Source organism: Acinetobacter septicus (assembly GCF_019355975.1).
Lineage (GTDB): Bacteria > Pseudomonadota > Gammaproteobacteria > Pseudomonadales > Moraxellaceae > Acinetobacter > Acinetobacter ursingii.
This window is the reverse complement of record NZ_CP079898.1, coordinates 2,270,025-2,291,208: the sequence shown is the minus strand read 5'-3', so window position 1 is coordinate 2,291,208 and position 21,184 is coordinate 2,270,025. Positions and strand designations below refer to the sequence as shown.

The following is a 21,184-nucleotide window of genomic DNA, read 5'->3' as shown; positions in this document are numbered from 1 at the left end:
GGTCATGAGTGCGTGGAGAGTTCCAGAATCTAATCAGATTAAACCTATTCCAATAAGATTGCGTATAAGTTATGTGAAAATGATTTTAATTTAAAAAAACTATGTTTAAGCATCGCTAGTTTTTATAAAAAATGTTTCACGTGAAACATCTGATTCAAGGTCTAAGATTCAAAGAAAATATAACAGAGCTGAGCTGTATTTCTTTTACAATACGGCTTTGTTTAGGTTGAGTATGATGCAATGTATAAAATTTTACTGGCAGCTTTAATAAGTGCATGGGCTTTTTCAAGTCAAGCCAGTGTGGAAAGTGTACAGATTCAACTTAAACAAAAGTATCCCAAGTTAAATATTGAAAATATCCAGAAAACCGAAATGCAGGGTTTATATAGTGCGACACTGGATAATCAGATTATTTATATTGGTGAAAATGCAGAACATATTTTGATTGGTTCGATGATTCGCTTAAAAGATCAGCATAATTTAACGAAGGATCTGGTGGTCAAAAACAAAAGTATTGACTGGAAAAGTTTACCTTTACAGGACGCCATTAAAACTGTGAAAGGCAATGGCAAACGCCAGATAGCAGTTTTCTCAGATCCCAATTGCCCTTATTGCAAACAACTCGAAAATCAGCTCGATCAATTGAAAAATGTCACGATCTATACCTTTATTTATCCCATTCGCAGTCAATCGGTACAGCCTTCCAAACAAGTCTGGTGCGAAGCAAACCGTACTTATGCATGGAATAATTTGATTCGTAAGGGCATTGTTCCACAAACACTGACGGCTTGTGCAAACCCAATTGATCGCAATTTAAAGTTAGGTCAAACCATAGGGATACAGGGAACTCCAACGCTAATTTTTTCAAATGGCTTTAAAGCGGCTGGCGTGGTTTCGGCTGAACAAATTGAATCGTTGTGGAAAGAATTTAAACTGGATTAAGCTACAAATTTAGTTTTCAACTGTTAAGGCTGATAGCGATATCAGCCTTAAATCAAATTTAAAAAGATGAGTAGTTTATGTAGAAAAATTACCACTTTTATTTAGATCTTATAGCAAATTTAGGTGGTTTTTTTGCTAATCAGATTATAAATAAACAGAATAATAATGGCGCCTACAACCGAGGCGATAAAACCCGCACTAGAGTTTTCGGGATAAAGTCCTAAAGCACGTCCGCCATAGGTTGCTAAAAGTGAACCTGCAATCCCAAGTAATGTGGTAACAATAAAACCCGCTTTATCTTCACCAGGATGAATCGCGCGGGCGATTAAACCTGCAATAAAACCGACGACAATGGCAACAATAAATGACCACATAAGACGTTCTCCTTGTTTTGCTTATTCTGGTTTTAAAAGTGCTTGTTTTATTATAGTGAACGGTTTTAAATCAGGCTGATAGTCAAGGATTGCTAAATCATGTTGCGTTTTTGTGTGATCGATATCGTGTAAAACATCCATAAAAAATGACGCGAAAGCGCCATTTTTTTGATTACAGACCAATTTCACCAATAAAGGGTAAATGACGATATTTTTGGTCGTAATCCAATCCATAACCCACAATAAAGCGGTCTTCAACTTCAAAACCCAAAAACTTAACTTCAAGTTCAATTTCACGGCGTGAAGGTTTACTCACCAGCGTACAGAGTTCAATAGAATTGGGTTCGCGCGTTTGCAAAATTTCAAGTACTTTGCTTAAAGTATTGCCAGAATCAATAATATCTTCGACCACGAGCACATCTTTGCCGCGAATTTCGCCATCAAGATCTTTTAAAATTTTAACGTCGCGACTAGACGTGGTACTGCTGCCATAGCTGGAAACCGTCATAAAATCGAGTTCATGTGGTTTTTCGATGGCTCGGCATAAATCTGCCATAAAAATAAAAGAGCCGCGGAGTAAACCAATCAACACCAGATCTTTTTGGCTATTGGCATAGTGAGCATTGATTTGTTCACCGAGTAGTTTGACTTTGGCTTGAATGTCTTCAGTTGAGATCATCACGCTCATTGCAACGGTCATGGGGTAGATACCTAAAACGCAAAAGTTAAAAATAAAAAAGGTGTTGACCTGCAACACCCTGAAATCTTCAATTCATCTGTAAATTTTAAAACAAAAAAGCAGATGATGCATCCCTTCTCAAATGATTAACTGTAACTATGGCTTCTTTTTGACAGGTTGATCACGCTTTAACAGTAAGCCACATGCTACTGCGAAGATCGTCCATTTTAGCCACGGTCTGGATTTCACTTTTGATTTATTTGGTTTTTTGGTAAGCACATTGTCCATAAATATACGTCGCCTCGATATTGCGATCATCACCCATGGTAAACAGCGCAAACAAAGCATCATCAAGCGATTTTGCACGCGATTGACGCAGACTTTGCAAAGCAGTGGCTTTTAAATTCAGTACGACAAAATCTGCTTCTTTACCGACATTAAAGTTACCCAATTGATCTTGTAAATCCAGTGCTTTTGCACCGCCTATTGTGGCATGGTAAAGCGCTTCATAAGCAGAGAGTTTATCGCCTTGTAGCTGTTGAACTTTATAGGCTTCATTGACGGTTTGTAACAGACTAAAGGATGTGCCTGCCCCAATATCAGTGCCTAAGCCCACTTTAACGCCTTGTTCCCAAGTCTTTTTCAATGGAAATAAACCACTACCTAAAAATAAGTTTGAGGTTGGGCAAAAGGCAATGGCTGAATCTGTTTGATGCATACATTGCCATTCATCTTGTTCTAAATGCACACAGTGCGCAAATACCGAGCGCTGACCTGTCAAACCATAATGATGATATACATCGAGGTAGCTTTTTTGTTCAGGATAAAGCGATTTTACCCATGCAATTTCATCTTTATTTTCACTTAAATGGGTATGCACATAGACATCAGGATATTCCTGTTTGAGTTGACCCGCTTTTTCTAATTGTTCTGGCGTCGAGGTCGGTGCAAAACGTGGGGTAATTGCATAGAGCGCCCTGCCCTTCGCATGCCATTTTTCGATGAGTGCTTTTGAATCATCATAAGCGCTTTGTGGCGTGTCACAAAGACCATCTGGTGCATGACGATCCATCAGCACTTTCCCTGCAATCAAACGCATCTGGATGTGTTCTGCGGCTTCAAATAAGGCATCAACAGATTCACGATGGACCGTACAAAATACCAATGCAGTGGTGGTACCATTTTTTAAAAGTTCTTGCACAAAAAACTGGGCAATGTTTTGTGCATAGGCAGGGTTTTTAAATTGAAGTTCAGTTGGAAAGGTATAAGTATTTAGCCAACTCAGAAGCTGTTCACCGTACGCACCCACCATTTCAGTTTGGGGATAATGAATGTGAGTATCGATAAATCCTGGGACGATCAGTTGTTCTGGATAATGTTGAATTTCAATATTTTCAGGAAGATGAGGCTGTGCATCTTGCCATGTGCCAAACCATTTGATTTTACCGTTTTCGCTAATAAGAACGCCGTCTTCAAGATAACGAACTTGTTCAGGAATCTGTTGAGCCTGTTGAACCAAAGACTGGATATCTAAAAATCGACCACGAACAATGGTGGTTTGAGCGGAAGATGACATCTAAAAAACCTTTAACTTGTAATTTTTTCGATTGATTGTAACGTATTTACCTAGAATTGCAGTGTTTATATGAAAAGCAAAACAAGGATTATCGTGAATTAGAGATAAGAAATTTAAGGACTCGAAGATGAGTCCTTAAATCTCAGTTTTTTTCTTAAAATAATGCAAAGAACTTGCCAAATGGTATAAATTTAACGCAATAGAATAATGGATATGACAACATTGCACCATATTTCAGGGGCTTATGATGATCAAATTCAATCATGGATTTTACATCATGCTGCGCTTGTTCAGCGTTTAAAAGTATTACGCACCATCAATGAACACTGTTACCTGAGTGCAGGTGTGATTCGGCAATTGATCTGGTCTGAGTTACATCATCAGAAATATGAGATTGAACAGGTAGAAATCGATGTGATTTTTTATGATCCTCATGCAGATTCACAACAACAGCAGCGCATTCAACAGGCATTACGTAGACAATTTCCTTTAAACGACTGGGATGTGGTCAATCAGGCGACCGTACATCATTGGTATTTAAACGAAAATGCTGAGAAGATAAAAGCCTATACCTCTTTATTTGATGCAATTTCTGCATGGCCTGAAACCGCGACCGCGATTGCAGTACGCCTCACTGAAAATGATCTGCTTGAAATCATTGCACCCTTTGGGTTATCAGATTTATTCGAGCTAAAACTACGTTGGAATCCGCGTTTGGTGAGCTATGAGACTTTTTTGAATCGCGTCATTGAAAAACAATGGCTACAACGTTGGTCCCAACTTGAGTTGATCAAAAGCGAAAATAAAGCCCTTTTATCATCAAGACAAAAGGGCTGGATCAATCAGAATTGAGATTAGGATTGAGCCTGTTTTTTATTGTGGCGAATCGATAACCATGCGGTAATCCCCAGCACCAATACAATAAAGCTCAAGGAAATCCAGATTGGCATATGGAATACATCGAGCATCAACATTTTAAAGCCGATAAATAGCAAGATAATGCCTAAACCATACGGCAGATAATGCATTTTTGATGCTGTTCCTGCCAATAAAAAGAACATGGCACGCAAGCCCAAAATCGCCATCAGATTTGCAGTAAGGACAATAAACGGATCGGTGGTGACTGCAAAAATTGCGGGAATAGAATCGACCGCGAAGATCACATCGGAGAACTCCACCAAGATCAGTACAATAAACAACGGCGTTGCCCAAAGAACGCCTTGCTCTTTGACAAAGAAACGATCACCTTTAAAACTTGGCGTGATACGCATATGTTTACGTAACCATTTGAGTAATGCCATATCTTCAATATTGGGTTGCTCATCTCCTTGACCTTTTAAGAACTTAAAGCCGGTATAGACCAAAAAGGCACCGAAAATATATAAAATCCAAGAAAACTCCTGAACAAACCATGCGCCAATAAAAATAAAGATTGTTCTTAAAACAATTGCGCCCAACACACCATACAGAAGGATTTTACGTTGTAAGGATGGTGGAATGGCAAAAGCAGCAAAAATCATCAACCAGACAAAAACATTATCAATCGCTAATGATTTTTCCAGTAAATAACCTGCCAGATATTCCATGGTTTTTTGATTGGCAATAGCCAGCCCTGCTGTTTGTTGCAGGTATAGCCATAGTCCACCTGCAAACAGCATTGCCACGGTCACCCAAGCAATACTCCATGCTAGTGCCTGTTTAATGGGCACGGACTGGTCTTTTTTCTGTTTAAAGCCGAGAAAGTCGATTAACAGCATCGCAAATACGATGCCAAAAAAGACCAGATACAGCCAAATATTACCGATAGAGTCCATAAATCTCTCCACATCTGGCAATTGGCCATAAAAAAACCTTGACCTGTCGCCAGATGAATAAAAAAACATCTGTATCAACATGATCAAGGTCTTGCCTACATCAAACTATATTCGATGCTCAGATACCGACTTTTTGCAAAGTGTATTGACGATATCTGACACGTTGTAAATTAACTTTTGATATTACATTAGTTTACAACGCTTGGAGGAGGCTACTCCCCTTGTCTACTTAAATTGAGTTTTGGAATCGAATCCAAATGTGTCTCTAGCATCGCATAATTATGCCGTTTAAGCAAATCGGATTTTTTCAATCTGCCTAGGTCTAAAAAAGTCATTAGAAGATTTCATAATCATCCTTGCCCTCCCGCCACACATCAAGGCAAGGGCTTGATCACAATCAAAATTTTATTTAAAAAATCACGTTTTAAACATCATGTTGCTAGATCATTCCTCAAAATATGGTGTTCAGTATCCTTTATCTTATAAATCTATTCAGATCTTTGGGTTAAAACGATAAATTGACATACACCATATCACGGTAAGTACCTGCTGGAACTTGTATGGACGGACGATCTTCTAGTCTGACCGAAATGATGTATTTATTATCTTTATGGGTGTTGGCGGTCAGTGGCACATTCCATAAATTATCCACGGGCCCTGCTACGGTTAAACGGGTTCTTAATTTGTAGGGACCATTGGTCACAAAACTTGAACCATCTGTGCTACGCAGATTCATACTATTAAAACGAATGGTGTAAGCACTATCACAATTGACGTGAAACGATGTCGCAGCTTGGCTTTGATAGTAACTTCCCAAACGCATACGTGGCTCGGTAATTTGTCCCATAGAACACTGGCCTGCATAGAGAGTGCCTAAAGCACAGTATGCAATGATGCCAAGTAATATTTTCATTGCCTTTCTCCTTATTTACAAGTCAACTCAATGACTTGACTGGATGTGGTGGTACTGGTTTTTTCTGGAATTTGTAATTGGCTATGACAAGCCTTGTCTCCTTGAGTACTGAGTTGATAGGTCTTAGGTAAAAGGCCGTAGAGATAAACGTTACCTTGTTGGTCGACTGGATAGACTTGATCTGTATTTTGATCCAGATAAACAGGTGTCGCTCTGGCCAATAAATTTCCATTTTTATCGCGTAATTTTACGATCACTTGTTGGGTATGAGTCACTGGAAAATCAATGTAATAACCGCGTTGATTCAGTGCGACCATTTTTTTGGATGAGTAATCAATTTTATCTTCAATCGGAAGTTGATCCTGATCAAAAGATAAATCGTAAGAAATATAAGGCAAAATATCATGGATAAAGAAATAGCCATTTTTATTGGTTCGACCAACAGGCGATAAAGAACGCATCACATCGACATCTTTATAATCACCAACTTTGACCAATGCGAAGGCGCTATCGACAGATTTTGTTAGATTTACCTGATGATTCAGCCAAACCAGTGCGCCACGATAGGACACGCGTGAATCATAAGAGTCAGAATTTTGAGTATGTTGTAAAGTCAAATCACCAACATCAGTTTTAAATAAACCAAATCCGTTATAAGTCATTTCACCATCACGACGTTCAGCACCTACAGAATAATCAAAGCCTGTCTGTTCAGGAGAGCTTTTCGCAAAGGTTAAACGTGTATCTCCATCTGTAGTTTGATCCAGATAAATATTTTTATTGTCATCCCAATTAAAAATAAGGGAGAAAAAAGCGCCAGAATCATTAAAATCCCCAAAATCTTTAAAATAGGACGCCGTAAAAGATAAACGTCTGGAAAAGCTTTTGGATATTCCGACTGTTAATAATTTTGAGTTATTTCGAGGAACTTCATCATCTGGATAATAACGCCGTTCGACATAGTTTAAATTAACACTATTGACATAAGGCACTTTAAAGAAGGATAGATACGCCAACGAATCGATACGAGGGTTTCGAAAATCTTGAGTATATCCAAGTGATTGATAGTCTTCAGACGAGTAACGCGTGCTCAGTCCCATCGAAAAGCTATCAAAACTATTGCTTACAGAAGCACCAACCGAATAACCATCATTTCCATAAGCAGAACTTCCTGCTGCATTTACATCTAATAAGGCATAACGCCCTAATGATTGTGTCCACATCAATCCTAAATTTTTTACATCATCACTATATGATCCATTAAAACCGAGGGTGGTATCGGTGCTAAAGCCACGACGAAAATAGACATTGGTAAAGAAATCACGATAGTCATTGCTGTCATAATCGTAATTAAAACGTAATTTACCTAAAGAGACGTTATATTCATTGAGTCCAACTTTGAGTAATCGATTGTTAATCAAAACTGGAAAGTTTTGCACGGAGCGATTGCCTAAAATATCTTCTACCACAATTTGGGCATTGCCTGATTGTTGGATGTTTGCACCCGTTTGTAAGGTATAGTCTCCTGGAGTCACATTTTGTCGATAGATACTTACGCCATTGATATATAAATCAATGGTTGAAGGAACAATTGCACTCCCTCGTAAAATAGGTGTGTTCCAGTAAATAAAATCAGAACGTTCGCTAAAATTAGTCCCGAAACTAATCCCACCGAAGCGAAATGAATCAATCAGTGAATTATATATACTGGTATTATCCCCCAATGTCAGTCTGGTGAAATGCTGAGGAAAATCTATACTCAAAGAACTGTTTAAACGAATCACTCCTGTACTGTCATCGTCTGCATCATTTTTTCTGTATATCAATGAGTTATTGAGTAACCAATAATCCTTGAAAATCCCTAGTTCGTAAAAATTATTAAATTCATAGCCTTGATCAAATTTGTCATAAAAGAAGTCATAATTGAGAAATGCTCCTAAAGATGCTTTGTCAGGTTGTAGCATGGTATTTTGATTGGAATAACCGAGAAAATATTCAGCCGGAAAATCAATCTTGAGTGACTGACTTGCGTTATCAAAGTTGGAGTGGATTTGATCACTACTTACTAGACAATATTGTTCTTGAGAGGCGTGTTTTTTTAATAAAAATACTTTTAAATTAAGTGAATTAAGAATCTGACATTCAACATAATATTGATTATCCTGTTGTAAAACTAAGGCCTCCGTATTCCGATCGAGTCCATTAATCCAGAGATTGGATAAGATGACATTGTCTGTCGCATGAACATGTGTAAATGCACATATCAAGCAGATATGTGCAGAAAGTGTCGATATTTTCATACAGATCACTCCTTAAGACTATATTCATAAGGCTGATCTTGTTTGTCGGTCAGAACGAGAAGTTTATATTGATTATTATGCAGATTAATTTTCTCAAAATTAAAATCTTGAGCTGTATTTGGAAGTAAATATTTCATTTGGCTTAAGTTTGCGACTTCTTTTTTTGAAGCATCTACTAACGTTAATTTCAAAATCTGAACATGTGAAGGAGAATTGTTCTTAATATTGACGACTAAATTGTTATTAATCGTTTTCGGTATGACATTGATATTGACTGGATTAAGCTTACCCACAAATAAAGGGACAGAAATATTAAATAAAAACGTTACTGAATCCGTGTCAACAGGCGGAGCTACTTCTTGAAAAATAATACGCCAGGTTTTTTCATCATTGGTGGTGATTCCTGCTAAAGGTTGGTTAAATCCAACACGAATGACCTGTTTTGAATTAGGCGCAATAATAAAGTTTTTGGGGTTAATAATGATATTGGGATCTGGCTCGTAGACATCCTCTCCTTTGTCATTTTGTGACCATTTCACGGCGGTTGCTTCAAAGGTTTTAGTGTCCTCCATGTCTTTTGAGTCCATGGTGACTGTTGCGCTACGTTGTTTGGTTTTATCGGTAATATAGAGTTGGATTGGACTAATTGATAAACCTGCCCATACTATATGAGTATACCCACATAAACCAAGTATTAAGATTAAAACTTTTCTTTTCATAACCCACCCGTATATTATTTATAAGTAATTAACTTTTGTATTCAATGGTATTTTTTATAATGTGATTGGATTTGAAGTAATGAAGTTGGCTCCATTGCTAGAACAGAACCAACTTTTTGAAACAGTAAATAAAATGGATTAGAAATAAACTGAAATATTATATTTATCAGTATAAGTTCCAGCGGGTTTGCTAATACCTAAAGAACCAGAGGTTTGTACTGTAATGCTATAATCGTTAAGTGAAGAAGTACCAGCAGTCATTGGTTCATTATATTTGATTGAACCTAAATTGACATTATTGGAGCCACGTTTAGTAGTAACAGTTGTTGGAATAGAATAAGTTCCATATTTTAATGCAGAGTTATTAGTTCCTGAAGTACGATTATCGGTATCAACCAATAGGTTATATGCTGCATTCGCACCTACACTAAAACCACCAGTACCAGTGCCTGTAGTGCTATTTAGAGTGATTTTTGTAGTGACATTTTTGAGTTCGCATACTTTTGGAATTGTGATTTCAATAGGAATAGACTTGCTTCCGCAGAGTTCTGTACAACCTTCAGGGTGCTGCGAACCGCCTCCGCCACCCCATAAGCTCGCCGTTTCTACCTCTGCATGAGCAATACCAACCACTCCACCAAAAGCCACCACTGACAATATTGTTTTTACAAGCTTGTTCATAACGTATCTCCCATCTTTTATTATTAAGATGCTGTTTGTTATTTATAAATTTACAATTATGAGATCTGGATTTTGAAAAAATCTTCTATTCATAACCGCCCTTTAAGCATAGTTTAATCACACTAATAAACAATAATGTGATTTATTTCACATAAAATAAAATACTTTGATTTTTTATTTGGTTTAAATTGTTGTTATTTATTGTGTTTTAATTTTTATTCAAGCCAATCAGCATCTGAAATAAATTTGATTAATTTATTCATAAAAAATAGTTGATTTTTCATTTAAATAAAAATTATTTAAAATGAATAACTTAATAAAACAAAAAAATCAAAAAAATTTATATTTTGATATAAATTGTTACGTGTTATGAATTTTATTTGTGAATTTGTATTTATTATTGTTATTTATACTCAAAAAATATTTTTTTTAATCTCTATATCTATAAAAGAATGGATATTTCCATTATATTGTGTTTTTTACATTTACAATTGAATTTATACTTGGTTTTTAATTGATAAATGTTATATGAAAAATCACCTTTAAAAGAATGTTTTTATAGCCTCTTAATTTCTAAATTATTGGGATTCAGACTAATATTTAATAGAATATGAATTAAAAAATATTGATTTAGCTTATCAAATTTAATCTATTTATGCCTCAATAGCATGGATAAAATTAAGGCATTAAGGACGAAAAAAAAGTAAAAAGAGTCCAAAAAGGACTCTTTATAACGCTACGATTTGAGAAAAATTTATTTTAAGGCATTTAAAAGCTTTTGATGTAAGCCCCCAAACCCGCCATTTGACATAATCACTACAGCATCACCCTCACCTGCTTCATTCACAATACGATTAATAATTTCGTCCAATGAACGGCTGACTTGAGCATGATTGGTTGCAGCGTCGACCACAGGTTGTAAATCCCAGTCCAGACCTTCGGGTTGATACCAGATCACTTCATCGGCCAAACGTGCTGATTGTGCCAGTCCCTCTTTATGGCTGCCCATACGCATGGTGTTGGAACGTGGCTCAATAATTGCCCAAAGTTTACGTTCGCCCAAGCGTTTACGTGTGCCGTCTAGCGTGGTTTCAATTGCGGTTGGATGATGGGCAAAGTCATCATAAACTTCAATGCCGTGAACGGTTCCAAGCAGTTCCATACGGCGTTTGACTCCACCAAAATTGGATAAAGCCTGACAAGCCTGTTCAATACTCACACCGACATGTTGTGCTGCTGCAATGGTTGCTAAGGCATTGGCGACGCTATGTTGCCCCGTCATACTCCATTGTACTTCAGCTTTGACCACACCGTGTTCTAGTACTTTAAAATGACTGCCATCCGCGCTAAGTTGTTCAGCACTGAGTGCAACATCAGGATTTGGATTTAAACTGGTACGCACCACTGGCGTCCAGCAACCCATATCCAACACTTCATCAATATGAGTTTCAGTGATTGGCGCAATAATGCACCCCTCACTGGGAATGGTACGCACCAAATGATGGAATTGTTTTTGAATCGCTGCCAAATCATCAAAGATATCGGCATGATCAAATTCAAGATTATTTAAAATCGCGGTTTTAGGATGATAGTGAACGAATTTTGAACGCTTATCAAAGAAAGCCGAGTCATATTCATCCGCTTCAACACAGAAATACTGACCGCCTCCCAAACGCGCACTTTCACTAAAACCAAGCGGTACCCCGCCGATCAAAAAGCCTGGATTTAAACCTGCCTGATCGAGTACCCAAGCCAGCATGGTGGTGGTGGTAGTTTTACCATGTGTGCCTGCAACGCCCAATACATGTTTTCCTTGCAAAACATGATCAGCCAAAAATTGTGGGCCAGAGATGTAAGGTAAACCTGCATTGAGCATATATTCAACCGCATCAATACCACGTTTCATGGCGTTGCCTACAATCACCAGATCGGGATGCGGCTGTAAATGGCTGCGATCATAGCCTTGCATCAATTCAATGCCTGCATGTTCTAATTGGGTCGACATGGGTGGATAGACATTGGCATCGGAACCTGTGACTTTATGTCCTAAATCTCGTGCCAGAAGTGCCAAAGAACCCATAAAAGTGCCACAAATACCCAAAATATGCAGATGCATAACTCGCCTACTCCACTGCCCTGAGTTGGCCTTTTATTTCTATACGCCAACGTCAAAATATCAATTTAAATTGACAGCAACGATAACAAGGCTGCATGGGAAAAGATAGTCATAAATCATGAGATTCGGGTGTTTTGCTGTTGCTTTTAGGTGAAATGACAGGGATTAAATTTTGATGAAAGAATTATTTTTTGAAATTTCGCTTTTATAATAAATTTGACTGTTCACAAACCGTTTGTGGTCTATTCTGCTTAAGGATATTCATTTGAATCCAACATTGATTGCGCTTGGCTGTTTAATTATCTCAAATTGCTTTATGACGATGGCGTGGTATGGTCATTTAAAGTTTTTACATCATGCGCCTTTATGGCAAGCCATCTTGTTTGGTTGGTTGATCGCGCTGATGGAATATAGCTTTATGATTCCTGCCACACGTTATCTGAATCAACAAGGTTGGACGCTAGGTGAAATGAAAATTACGCAGGAAGTGGTAACGCTGATCGTATTTGTCCCTTTCATGCTGTTTTTATTCAAGCAACCGTTCAAATTGGACTATTTATGGGCCATGTTATGTTTGATGGGGTGCGTCTATTTTGTGTTTCGTGGACAGTAAACTGATCTAGATCAAATGAAAAAAGCCCGACATCCTGTCGAGCTTTCTCGTATTTTGCGCCTAGGTATAACTCCTGTCATCCCTCACGATCCTGATGCAAGAACTTATCATTTTTGTTTTCTGTTCTGGAACTTCCTGTTCCTCATGAATTCATCATAGGACAAAATAAAAAATAGACCTAGACGCTATTTTCTGAGAATTTTGTCAGTAAATGCTTACAACAGCTTCTTGCTCAGCTTTAAATCATATTTCCTGTGATTTAATTTGGCTCAAAAACTGGGTAAAAGCATCAAACTTGATCAATTCAGATCAAATTGTCTCAGAGTTTTGGAGCTGTTGAAAAAAACCGCTATAATGCCGCGCATTCTCTTATCTTTCTTGGTGCAAACCGAGATCTCTATTTTTATCTTTGATACTTTGGAAATGCCAATGAACGCGGTCGCAGCGAAAGATGCTCAACCCTTAGTCGGAATTATTATGGGTTCTCAATCGGATTGGGCAACGCTAGAACATACTGCCAATATGCTCAAACAACTCGGTGTGCCTTTCGAAGCTGAAGTGGTTTCGGCACATCGTACCCCCGATCGTTTATTTGAATATGCAGAAACGGCGCGTGAACGCGGCATTCAGGTGATTATAGCAGGTGCTGGCGGCGCGGCGCATTTACCAGGGATGTGTGCAGCTAAAACTGATCTGCCTGTACTTGGAGTTCCTGTAAAATCTTCGATTTTAAATGGTGTTGATTCTTTACTTTCAATTGTACAAATGCCAGCCGGTATCGCGGTGGGAACTTTGGCGATTGGCCCTGCGGGTGCAACCAATGCTGCGATTATGGCGGCACAGATTTTAGGTCTACATGATCCTGAAATTGCTAAAAATGTGGCTGATTTCCGTACTGCGCAGACCGATAAAGTCGCAAGCAACAATATTCCAGGTCAGGTATAACGAGGCAATCATGGATAAAACCATCGGAATATTTGGTGGTGGCCAACTGGGTCGCATGATGGCTCAAGCTGCATTACCATTAAATATTCAATGTACTTTTTTTGAAGCCCAGCAAGATTGTCCAGCCGCAGCGCTTGGACATGTTTTTTCAAGTCAGGCAGAACATGGTTTAAGTGCTTTTATTCAAAGTGCCGATGTATTTAGTCTTGAGTTTGAAAATACGCCGCTTGAAGATGTGGATGCTCTAAGTCAAACCAAATCAATTTATCCGCCACGTCAGGCACTCGCGATTGCGCAAAATCGACTCTCGGAAAAGACTCTATTTAATCAGCTTGATATTCCAGTTGCACCGTTTAAAGCGGTCGATAGTCTAGACTCACTAAAACAAGCTGTGTCCGAGCTAGGCTTGCCGATTGTATTAAAAACCGCGACAGGTGGTTATGATGGCAAGGGACAATTTGTCTTGCGTCAAGCCGATCAGATCGAGCAAGCTTGGGCTGAACTGGGGCCTGCACAATCCTTGATTGCGGAAAGTTTTGTGACTTTCTCGCGTGAAGTGTCCATTATTGCCGTGCGTGGCCAAAATGGTGAAGTCAAGACTTGGCCGTTGGCTGAAAATCATCATCATCATGGGATTTTATCGCATTCAATTGTGCCTGCACCGAACAGCATTGATTTGCAACCTGTTGCACAGGATTACATCACGCGTTTACTCAATCATCTGAATTATGTTGGTGTACTCACTCTTGAATTGTTTGTGACTGAGCAAGGCCTATTTGCCAATGAAATGGCACCACGTGTACATAATTCAGGACATTGGTCGATTGAAGGTGCGGTGTGCTCACAGTTCGAAAATCATATTCGGGCGGTGGCGGGTTTGCCATTAGGTTCAACAGATGTGATACGTCCAACCGTGATGGTCAATATCATTGGGCAACATCCAAAATCTGAAGATGTTTTAGCTTTAAATGGCGCGCATTTACATCTGTACAATAAAACAGAGCGTGAAGGCCGTAAACTCGGTCATATCACCTTAATGCCTGTGAATAGCGAGGATTTGGTCGGTTTATGCCGCCAATTAGCGCAGATTTTACCTGAGCCATTGGCCTTAAAAGCCGATATGACGCTGTAATTTTTAAATTTTAGCTCCAAAAAAACGATCAAAATACTGGTCGTTTTTTTGTGATTTATTTTGCTAGACCGCCTTTCAATCTGACCTTTTATCTTATTCATCTCGTCAAGTCGCATAAATTTGGTTATTTTTTAACAAGCTTTGATTAGATAAAACCTATCTTTACTTCAACAATAAATGGCTAAAAATTTGAATTCAAATGGTAATAAAATCTAGGCTTTTTATTTTGAATTTAAATTATCTTTGATGACTATTTAAGGTCTCTTTATTTTTATCCATAAGGAAGAAATACAAAGGACGGCGAATTCAAACATGAGGTGCGACAGTTTGAAAAGTCTTATGATAATCAACAAGCTGAGCAAATTTCTCTAATGGTGTAAGCCAATCTAACGCTTTTCTAGGACGAGTATTCAGTGACATGGCAACTTGATTTAAATAATGCTGATCTGCCTGATTTAAATCAATCCCTTTAGGTAAATATTGCCTAATTAAACCATTCATATTTTCGCATGTGCCTTTTTGCCAGGGTGAATGTGGGTCACAGAAATATACATCTATGCCTAAATCTTCTTCAAGTATTTTATGTTCTGCCATCTCGCGTCCACGGTCATAGGTCAACGTTTTACGCAGTTCTGCAGGTAAATATTTCAGAGCTTCAGTTAAAGCCTTGCGCACTGATTCTGCCTTTGCATCAGGTAATGTTGCCAAGATACAGAGCCGTGTATTTCGTTCAATAAGTGTTGCTATCGAACTTTTATTGTCTTTACCTTTAATTAAATCAGCTTCCCAATGACCCGGTATTTTTCTTTCTTGAACTTCGGCTGGGCGCTCATGAATAGTTTTAATATCCTGTAATATAGAATCTTTTTTAGGTTCACCGTTAGCTTTTCGCTTTTTATTTTCATGACGCAGACAGGATAATAAGTCTTTTTTCAACTCACCCTTTGGTAATGCGCGTATCGTTGAATAAATCGTTGTATGGCTTACATTCATTGTTTGATCCAAATCAGGAAATGTCTTTAAACGCTTTGCTATTTGCTGAGGAGACCATAAACAACGGATCGCTTCAACAATAAATTTCCAGAGGATTGAATCGATTTTGAGTTTTCTGTGACCACGTCTACGTCTAGCGAAGGTGTTATCAGAAGCATATCGAGCTTGATAAACGTCATTGATGCTATTTCTTTTAAGCTCACGATAGATCGTACTAGGATGTCTTTTAATAAGTTCAGCAAATTTTCTGGCTGAAAAGCCTTCTTTTCTTGACTCAAGCATTAATGCAGTACGATCTTCAAAGTTAAGATGATGGTATGACAATTTTATATACTCCATAAACCCTTTAAATTAATTAGGTGGTTTATGTCGCACTTCAAGTTTTACTCTGCCGACTAATAAAATACGTCGATGATGAAGAATATTTTTGAATTCAAAAGTAGGCTTTTTATATTCTGTATTTTAAACTCAAAAACCAAGCGTAAGGTTATCCACAGATACTGTGGTGAGTGGTGTTTGAATTTAAAGTGGCGATCGGTGCGTATCCTAAAGTTTGAATTCAAAACAAGTGATCGTTATAAACTGTATAGGATGCTGTCTAAGTCATTATAAATACTAAAAAATCACGAATTCTTGGTTTTAATTCAATATTTTGACATAGCATCATGCTGAACATGTTTTGAATTTAAATGGAAAAACGATTTTTGAATTTAAAAATAATGTGATGGAAAAGTTTGAATTTAAAAGCATCGCTCGATGATGAATTTAAAATGATAAAAATGAATTCAAAGTTACCAAACTTATCTGTCATCGTGCCATCTAAATGCTAAGGTAAAATCAAACTTTGAATTCAAAAATGGTGCTGATAACAATGCGACGTTTGCCTTTCTTTCTTTCTTCCTGTTTTTTTCTAGCGACTCAAGCCCAAGCTGAACTCATTATGAATGGTGCAAGCATTTCTACAACTACAACAACACCCGCAGCGAGCAGTTTTTCACCCCAAAATGATTTTCAGGGTTGTATTGCCAATTTGCGTTCACAAGCGGTTGCTTCAGGTGTCAGTGCAGCCACTTATGATCGTTATACGCAAAATTTAAGTCCTGATTATTCGGTAATTGATAAATTAAATTATCAGCCTGAGTTCTCAACACCAATTTGGGACTATCTTTCGGGCTTAGTAGATGATGAACGGGTACAGGCAGGTCAACAAAAAATGGCGCAATATCGCGATGTGCTGAATCGTGCTTCGCAGGCCTATGGTGTACCACCAGAAACCATCGTCGCGGTTTGGGGTGTGGAAAGTAATTTTGGTGATATTTCTGGAAAATATCCGTTATTACAGGCTTTGGGAACATTAAGCTGTGAAGGACGCCGTCAAAGCTATTTTCGCAGTGAGTTTTTTGCCACGCTACGCATTTTACAGCGCGGTGACTTAAGGGAAGATCAGTTGAAAGGCTCATGGGCAGGAGCATTTGGTCATACTCAATTTATGCCGTCCACCTATGAGCGCTTAGCGGTTGATTTTGATGGTGATGGTCGCCGTGATTTGGTTTCAAGTGTGCCAGATGCATTGGCATCGACCGCGAATTTCTTGAAACAAGCAGGTTGGCAAACGGGCATGCCGTGGGGATTTGAGGTCAAAATTCCAGAAAATATCTCTATAAGTGGAGAAGGGCGACGTAATAAAAAACCATTGAGTAGTTGGGAACAGCGAGGTCTGACTCGAATGGATGGATCACCTCTAATACAGGGAAATCTCACCTCATCCACACCAGCAGGTCTCATGACACCCGCAGGTGCAAATGGCCCCGCATTTTTAGTGTTTAAAAACTTTGATGCCATTTATAGTTACAATGCGGCCGAAAGCTATGGCTTGGCGATTGCCCATTTATCTGATCGTCTAAAAGGAACAGGGCCATTTGTCAGCTCATGGCCGACGGATGATCCTGGTACATCGCGCGCTGAACGCCGTGAAATTCAGCGTTATTTAGTCAGCCGTGGTTATGATATTGGTGAAGTTGATGGTTTGATTGGAGATAAATCTCGTCAGGCGATTCGTCAGGAACAAACTCGTTTGGGTCTAAATCCAACAGGTCGGGCAGGGCAGCAGATTTTAAAAGCGATTCGCACCCAGCAAGCGGTAAAAATGATGCAGTAGTTTTTAAATGTTGGTTGATAAAAACATAAAAGGTCTACATGTGTAGACCTTTTACTGTATGTAATGGTTTTACTCGATCGGGGATTGATCCAGTTTGACCGCTTCAAGAATGTCCATAATCACAGTAGTGACATCCTGACTCAGTTCACGATCATTAAAAATTTCATAGGCGGTGATGGTGACATCGGTATCACTGGGTAAGAGTTTTTGTTCTTCTTCGATCAGATGTTCAATTGGTAAGAGAGTTTGTTTCACTTCCAGATGTAAAATATCCTTAAATTCGATATTTTCATCTTCGAGTTCAATTTCCTGCTCATTGAAATAGGGCAATAAAATTGAATGGAGATAAGGCTGAATTTCAATGATATCAAGAATTTCAATATCACGTGTTTGCTCAATCGTACTGATTAGATCATTCACTTCAATCAAGATATGATAGTAACTCACGTCGATCTCCATTGCCTGTTCATTAGATTCATCTAGCACCATAACATGAATCTGAATACGATTTCGACTCTAGGTACTCTCAGGTTTTAACAAATTACAAAAATTATTGTCGGATTATTTTTATATTATAAATTATTTGTACATCCATCTACGCACAACAATATCAACGAGATAGGCGATGAAGCAGCCTGCCGCACAGAATACAATTCGAAATAATGCACCTTCAATGGTTTGATGAGCGACATCATAAATCGTCACGATCAAAAAGCTGGCTAAAGCAATTCCACAATATTCAGTATGTCTGACAATAATACAAATCAGAGTCGTAAGAAAAATTCCAAGAATTAAAAACCAATATTCCAAATTAATATACGCGACATAATGTGAGGCAGAAAAAATTAAAAACCAAATTAAAATTCCAACTATTGAGCCAATAATATTGCCCGTAATTTGATTAAAATTAACTTTAATATTTTGATCTGCTTGGAGGGTAAAGAAGCTCGTTAACGTTGCCCATAAGAAGAAATTTGAAGTTTTGTCTTTATCAAAAATGATTGAAATTATGCTGATAATAATGGTGCAGGTCAGAATTTTAATAATGTATTGAATTTGAGCTGAACTACTTTTATTCATTTGAGAATTTAAAATGGTCTATTCTTTTTAAAATAATACATCACTTTATTTAAAATGAATAAAAAACCGCGCTTTCGCGCGGTCTTCTTAAAGAGACAAATTATTTTTTGTCGTCTTTTACTTCTGTGAACTCAGCATCTACCACGCCATCGTCCGCTTTTTGTTGTTGACCAGCATCACCACCTTGGAAGGCATTTGGATCAAAACCTTCTGCGCCGCCAGCACCTTGTGCTTGCTCATAAGCACGTTGCGTGATTGGCATCAAGATGTTTTGTAATGCTTCGGTTTTTGCTTTGATATCATCCACATCGTTTTCTTTAGTGGCTGCTTCAAGCTCAGAAACCGCAGTAGCGATTGCAGTTTTTTCATCTTCAGTGACTTTATCACCCAGATCTTTGACTGCTTTGTTTGAGCTAGACACTAAAGCATCCGCTTCATTACGTGCTTTTGCTAACTCTTCAAACTTACGGTCTTCTTCAGCATTCGCCTCAGCATCTTTGATCATGGCATCGATTTCAGCATCAGACAAACCTGAGTTTGCTTTGATCTGGATCGATTGCTCTTTACCCGTGCTCTTATCTTTCGCAGATACTTTCAAGATACCATCCGCGTTGATGTCGAACGATACTTCAATTTGCGGTACACCACGTGGAGCAGGTGGGATATCGCCTAACTGGAAATTACCCAACAATTTGTTTTGTTGAGCCATTTTACGTTCACCTTGGTAAACCGAAATGTCTACAGCAGGCTGGTTGTCAGCAGCAGTAGAGAACACTTGTGATTTCTTCGCAGGAATCGTGGTGTTTTTCTCAATGATTGGTGTTAATACACCGCCCATTGTTTCGATACCTAAAGTTAATGGTGTTACGTCTAATAAAAGTACGTCAGTTTTGTCACCAGACAACACTGCACCTTGAATTGCCGCACCAATCGCAACTGCTTCATCAGGGTTCACGTCTTTACGTGGCTCTTTACCGAAGAATTCTTGTACTTTTTGTTGTACAAGTGGCATACGAGACTGACCACCGACCAAGATTACGTCAGAAATTTCAGAAGTTGATAAACCTGCATCTTTCAATGCAATTTTACAAGGTTCAATGGTACGGGCAACCAAATCTGCAACCAAACCTTCAAGTTTTGCACGTGTTACGTTGATCACTAAGTGTTTAGGACCAGTCGCATCAGCCGTGATATATGGCAGATTGATTTCAGTGGCATTTGATGAAGAAAGCTCGATTTTTGCTTTTTCAGCCGCTTCTTTCAAACGTTGTAATGCAAGTGGATCATTTTTCAGATTAACACTTTGTTCTTTCTTGAATTCTTCAACCAAGTATTCAATCAAGGCATTATCAAAGTCTTCACCACCCAAGAATGTATCACCATTGGTTGATAACACTTCAATTTGCTGATCGCCATCAAGGTCTGCGATTTCAATGATTGATACGTCGAATGTACCACCACCCAAGTCATAAACTGCAACTTTACGGTCGCCTTCTTTTTTGTCCATACCGAACGCAAGTGCCGCAGCCGTTGGTTCGTTGATGATACGTTTAACATCAAGACCTGCAATTTTACCAGCATCTTTAGTCGCTTGACGTTGCGCATCGTTAAAGTATGCAGGAACAGTAATCACGGCTTCAGTAACCGTTTCGCCCAAGTAGTCTTCGGCTGTTTTTTTCATCTTTTTCAAGATTTCAGCAGATACTTGTTGTGGAGCAAGTTTCTTGTCGTTGACTTCAACCCAAGCATCACCATTGTCTGCTTTGATGATTTTGTAAGGGACAAGACCGATGTCTTTTTGTACCGCAGCATCATCATAACGACGACCAATCAAACGTTTGATCGCGAATAATGTATTTTTTGGGTTAGTCACAGCTTGACGTTTTGCAGACTGACCCACCAAGATTTCACCATCTTTATACGCAATAATCGATGGAGTGGTACGTGCACCTTCTGCATTTTCGATGACTTTAACTTTATCGCCTTCAAGTACCGCAACACATGAGTTGGTTGTACCTAAGTCAATACCAATAATCTTTGCCATTTGGTGTATTCCTCAAATTTTTTTGCAATGTTTTTGCTTGTTATTCGATATGAGAGTTAATTGTTTTTTTTCAAGGATTTTTATGAAAAAAAATCAAAAAACGCT

The 21,184-nt window shown here is 38.4% G+C and carries 19 protein-coding genes; 6 read left to right on the top strand and 13 right to left on the bottom strand.

Going from position 1 to position 21,184, the window contains the following annotated elements; all coding sequences use genetic code 11:
- Positions 1-240: 240 nt before the first annotated feature.
- Positions 241-942 (top strand): DsbC family protein, encoded by a 702-nt coding sequence (locus I6L31_RS10940; protein ID WP_005005427.1) that lies wholly within the window; start codon positions 241-243, stop codon positions 940-942.
- 119 nt (positions 943-1,061) lie between these two features.
- On the opposite strand, the gene I6L31_RS10935 is transcribed toward I6L31_RS10940, so the two are convergent.
- From I6L31_RS10935 to guaD, 3 genes are all read right to left on the bottom strand, one after another.
- Positions 1,062-1,316: a GlsB/YeaQ/YmgE family stress response membrane protein gene (locus I6L31_RS10935; protein ID WP_005005428.1), complete on the bottom strand. Its 255-nt coding sequence runs from the start codon at positions 1,314-1,316 to the stop codon at positions 1,062-1,064.
- 172 nt (positions 1,317-1,488) lie between these two features.
- On the bottom strand, positions 1,489-2,016 hold the full coding sequence (gene hpt, locus I6L31_RS10930) for a hypoxanthine phosphoribosyltransferase (RefSeq protein WP_005005431.1): 528 nt from the start codon (positions 2,014-2,016) through the stop codon (positions 1,489-1,491).
- Positions 2,017-2,251: 235 nt separating this feature from the next.
- Positions 2,252-3,571 carry a guanine deaminase gene (guaD, locus tag I6L31_RS10925; RefSeq protein ID WP_005005432.1) on the bottom strand — a complete coding sequence of 440 codons (1,320 nt, stop codon included), beginning with the start codon at positions 3,569-3,571 and terminating at the stop codon, positions 2,252-2,254.
- Positions 3,572-3,784: 213 nt separating this feature from the next.
- On the opposite strand from guaD, the gene I6L31_RS10920 reads away from it, so the two are divergent.
- Entirely contained in the window at positions 3,785-4,423 is a 639-nt protein-coding gene (locus tag I6L31_RS10920) for a nucleotidyltransferase family protein (protein ID WP_228128627.1), read from the top strand.
- A 2-nt stretch (positions 4,424-4,425) separates the two neighbouring features.
- Here I6L31_RS10920 and I6L31_RS10915 read toward each other — a convergent pair whose 3' ends face one another.
- From I6L31_RS10915 to mpl, 6 genes are all read right to left on the bottom strand, one after another.
- Positions 4,426-5,385, bottom strand: a complete 960-nt coding sequence (locus I6L31_RS10915; RefSeq protein ID WP_005005435.1) for a TerC family protein — start codon at positions 5,383-5,385, stop codon at positions 4,426-4,428.
- Positions 5,386-5,890: 505 nt separating this feature from the next.
- On the bottom strand, positions 5,891-6,298 hold the full coding sequence (locus I6L31_RS10910) for a hypothetical protein (RefSeq protein WP_004986228.1): 408 nt from the start codon (positions 6,296-6,298) through the stop codon (positions 5,891-5,893).
- Between the two features lie 11 nt (positions 6,299-6,309).
- A complete protein-coding gene (locus tag I6L31_RS10905; RefSeq protein ID WP_005005437.1) occupies positions 6,310-8,598 on the bottom strand; it encodes a fimbria/pilus outer membrane usher protein in 2,289 nt (762 codons plus the stop codon).
- A gap of 5 nt (positions 8,599-8,603) precedes the next feature.
- Entirely contained in the window at positions 8,604-9,317 is a 714-nt protein-coding gene (locus I6L31_RS10900) for a fimbrial biogenesis chaperone (protein ID WP_005005440.1), read from the bottom strand.
- Positions 9,318-9,455: 138 nt separating this feature from the next.
- Entirely contained in the window at positions 9,456-9,998 is a 543-nt protein-coding gene (locus tag I6L31_RS10895) for a hypothetical protein (RefSeq protein ID WP_005005442.1), read from the bottom strand.
- 754 nt (positions 9,999-10,752) lie between these two features.
- Positions 10,753-12,114: a UDP-N-acetylmuramate:L-alanyl-gamma-D-glutamyl-meso-diaminopimelate ligase gene (gene mpl, locus I6L31_RS10890; RefSeq protein ID WP_005005444.1), complete on the bottom strand. Its 1,362-nt coding sequence runs from the start codon at positions 12,112-12,114 to the stop codon at positions 10,753-10,755.
- A gap of 247 nt (positions 12,115-12,361) precedes the next feature.
- Between mpl and I6L31_RS10885 the strand changes: the two genes are divergently transcribed.
- From I6L31_RS10885 to I6L31_RS10875, 3 genes are all read left to right on the top strand, one after another.
- Positions 12,362-12,727: a DMT family protein gene (locus I6L31_RS10885; RefSeq protein ID WP_262546549.1), complete on the top strand. Its 366-nt coding sequence runs from the start codon at positions 12,362-12,364 to the stop codon at positions 12,725-12,727.
- A 429-nt stretch (positions 12,728-13,156) separates the two neighbouring features.
- The gene (purE, locus tag I6L31_RS10880) at positions 13,157-13,672 is read left to right on the top strand and encodes a 5-(carboxyamino)imidazole ribonucleotide mutase (RefSeq protein WP_005005447.1); all 516 of its coding nucleotides are present in this window, start codon (positions 13,157-13,159) and stop codon (positions 13,670-13,672) included.
- Between the two features lie 10 nt (positions 13,673-13,682).
- Positions 13,683-14,804 (top strand): 5-(carboxyamino)imidazole ribonucleotide synthase, encoded by a 1,122-nt coding sequence (locus I6L31_RS10875; protein WP_005005449.1) that lies wholly within the window; start codon positions 13,683-13,685, stop codon positions 14,802-14,804.
- A 306-nt stretch (positions 14,805-15,110) separates the two neighbouring features.
- On the opposite strand, the gene I6L31_RS10870 is transcribed toward I6L31_RS10875, so the two are convergent.
- A complete protein-coding gene (locus tag I6L31_RS10870; protein WP_010326927.1) occupies positions 15,111-16,136 on the bottom strand; it encodes an IS30-like element ISAba125 family transposase in 1,026 nt (341 codons plus the stop codon).
- Between the two features lie 532 nt (positions 16,137-16,668).
- Here I6L31_RS10870 and I6L31_RS10865 point away from each other — a divergent pair.
- Complete coding sequence (locus I6L31_RS10865) at positions 16,669-17,955, top strand: lytic murein transglycosylase (RefSeq protein ID WP_004994590.1); 1,287 nt, start codon at positions 16,669-16,671, stop codon at positions 17,953-17,955.
- Positions 17,956-18,024: 69 nt separating this feature from the next.
- On the opposite strand, the gene I6L31_RS10860 is transcribed toward I6L31_RS10865, so the two are convergent.
- The 3 genes from I6L31_RS10860 to dnaK all read right to left on the bottom strand — a co-directional run bounded on the left by I6L31_RS10860 (position 18,025) and on the right by dnaK (position 21,079).
- Positions 18,025-18,414, bottom strand: coding sequence for a hypothetical protein (locus I6L31_RS10860; protein ID WP_162897706.1), 390 nt, complete (start codon positions 18,412-18,414; stop codon positions 18,025-18,027).
- Positions 18,415-18,534: 120 nt separating this feature from the next.
- The gene (locus tag I6L31_RS10855; protein ID WP_004994587.1) at positions 18,535-19,035 is read right to left on the bottom strand and encodes an FUSC family protein; all 501 of its coding nucleotides are present in this window, start codon (positions 19,033-19,035) and stop codon (positions 18,535-18,537) included.
- A 100-nt stretch (positions 19,036-19,135) separates the two neighbouring features.
- Complete coding sequence (dnaK, locus tag I6L31_RS10850) at positions 19,136-21,079, bottom strand: molecular chaperone DnaK (protein WP_004986251.1); 1,944 nt, start codon at positions 21,077-21,079, stop codon at positions 19,136-19,138.
- Positions 21,080-21,184 lie beyond the last annotated feature (105 nt).

Bases quoted from the DNA above. Each gene is read 5' to 3' on its own strand.
- I6L31_RS10855 (WP_004994587.1), bottom strand. From the start codon at position 19,035: ATGAATAAAAGTAGTTCAGCTCAAATTCAATACATTATTAAAATTCTG.
- hpt (WP_005005431.1), bottom strand. From the start codon at position 2,016: ATGACCGTTGCAATGAGCGTGATGATCTCAACTGAAGACATTCAAGCC.
- I6L31_RS10870 (WP_010326927.1), bottom strand. From the start codon at position 16,136: ATGGAGTATATAAAATTGTCATACCATCATCTTAACTTTGAAGATCGT.
- I6L31_RS10900 (WP_005005440.1), bottom strand. From the start codon at position 9,317: ATGAAAAGAAAAGTTTTAATCTTAATACTTGGTTTATGTGGGTATACT.
- I6L31_RS10910 (WP_004986228.1), bottom strand. From the start codon at position 6,298: ATGAAAATATTACTTGGCATCATTGCATACTGTGCTTTAGGCACTCTC.
- I6L31_RS10875 (WP_005005449.1), top strand. From the start codon at position 13,683: ATGGATAAAACCATCGGAATATTTGGTGGTGGCCAACTGGGTCGCATG.
- I6L31_RS10905 (WP_005005437.1), bottom strand. From the start codon at position 8,598: ATGAAAATATCGACACTTTCTGCACATATCTGCTTGATATGTGCATTT.
- I6L31_RS10940 (WP_005005427.1), top strand. From the start codon at position 241: ATGTATAAAATTTTACTGGCAGCTTTAATAAGTGCATGGGCTTTTTCA.
- I6L31_RS10935 (WP_005005428.1), bottom strand. From the start codon at position 1,316: ATGTGGTCATTTATTGTTGCCATTGTCGTCGGTTTTATTGCAGGTTTA.
- purE (WP_005005447.1), top strand. From the start codon at position 13,157: ATGAACGCGGTCGCAGCGAAAGATGCTCAACCCTTAGTCGGAATTATT.
- I6L31_RS10895 (WP_005005442.1), bottom strand. From the start codon at position 9,998: ATGAACAAGCTTGTAAAAACAATATTGTCAGTGGTGGCTTTTGGTGGA.
- I6L31_RS10920 (WP_228128627.1), top strand. From the start codon at position 3,785: ATGACAACATTGCACCATATTTCAGGGGCTTATGATGATCAAATTCAA.
- dnaK (WP_004986251.1), bottom strand. From the start codon at position 21,079: ATGGCAAAGATTATTGGTATTGACTTAGGTACAACCAACTCATGTGTT.
- I6L31_RS10915 (WP_005005435.1), bottom strand. From the start codon at position 5,385: ATGGACTCTATCGGTAATATTTGGCTGTATCTGGTCTTTTTTGGCATC.
- mpl (WP_005005444.1), bottom strand. From the start codon at position 12,114: ATGCATCTGCATATTTTGGGTATTTGTGGCACTTTTATGGGTTCTTTG.
- I6L31_RS10865 (WP_004994590.1), top strand. From the start codon at position 16,669: ATGCGACGTTTGCCTTTCTTTCTTTCTTCCTGTTTTTTTCTAGCGACT.
- guaD (WP_005005432.1), bottom strand. From the start codon at position 3,571: ATGTCATCTTCCGCTCAAACCACCATTGTTCGTGGTCGATTTTTAGAT.
- I6L31_RS10860 (WP_162897706.1), bottom strand. From the start codon at position 18,414: ATGGAGATCGACGTGAGTTACTATCATATCTTGATTGAAGTGAATGAT.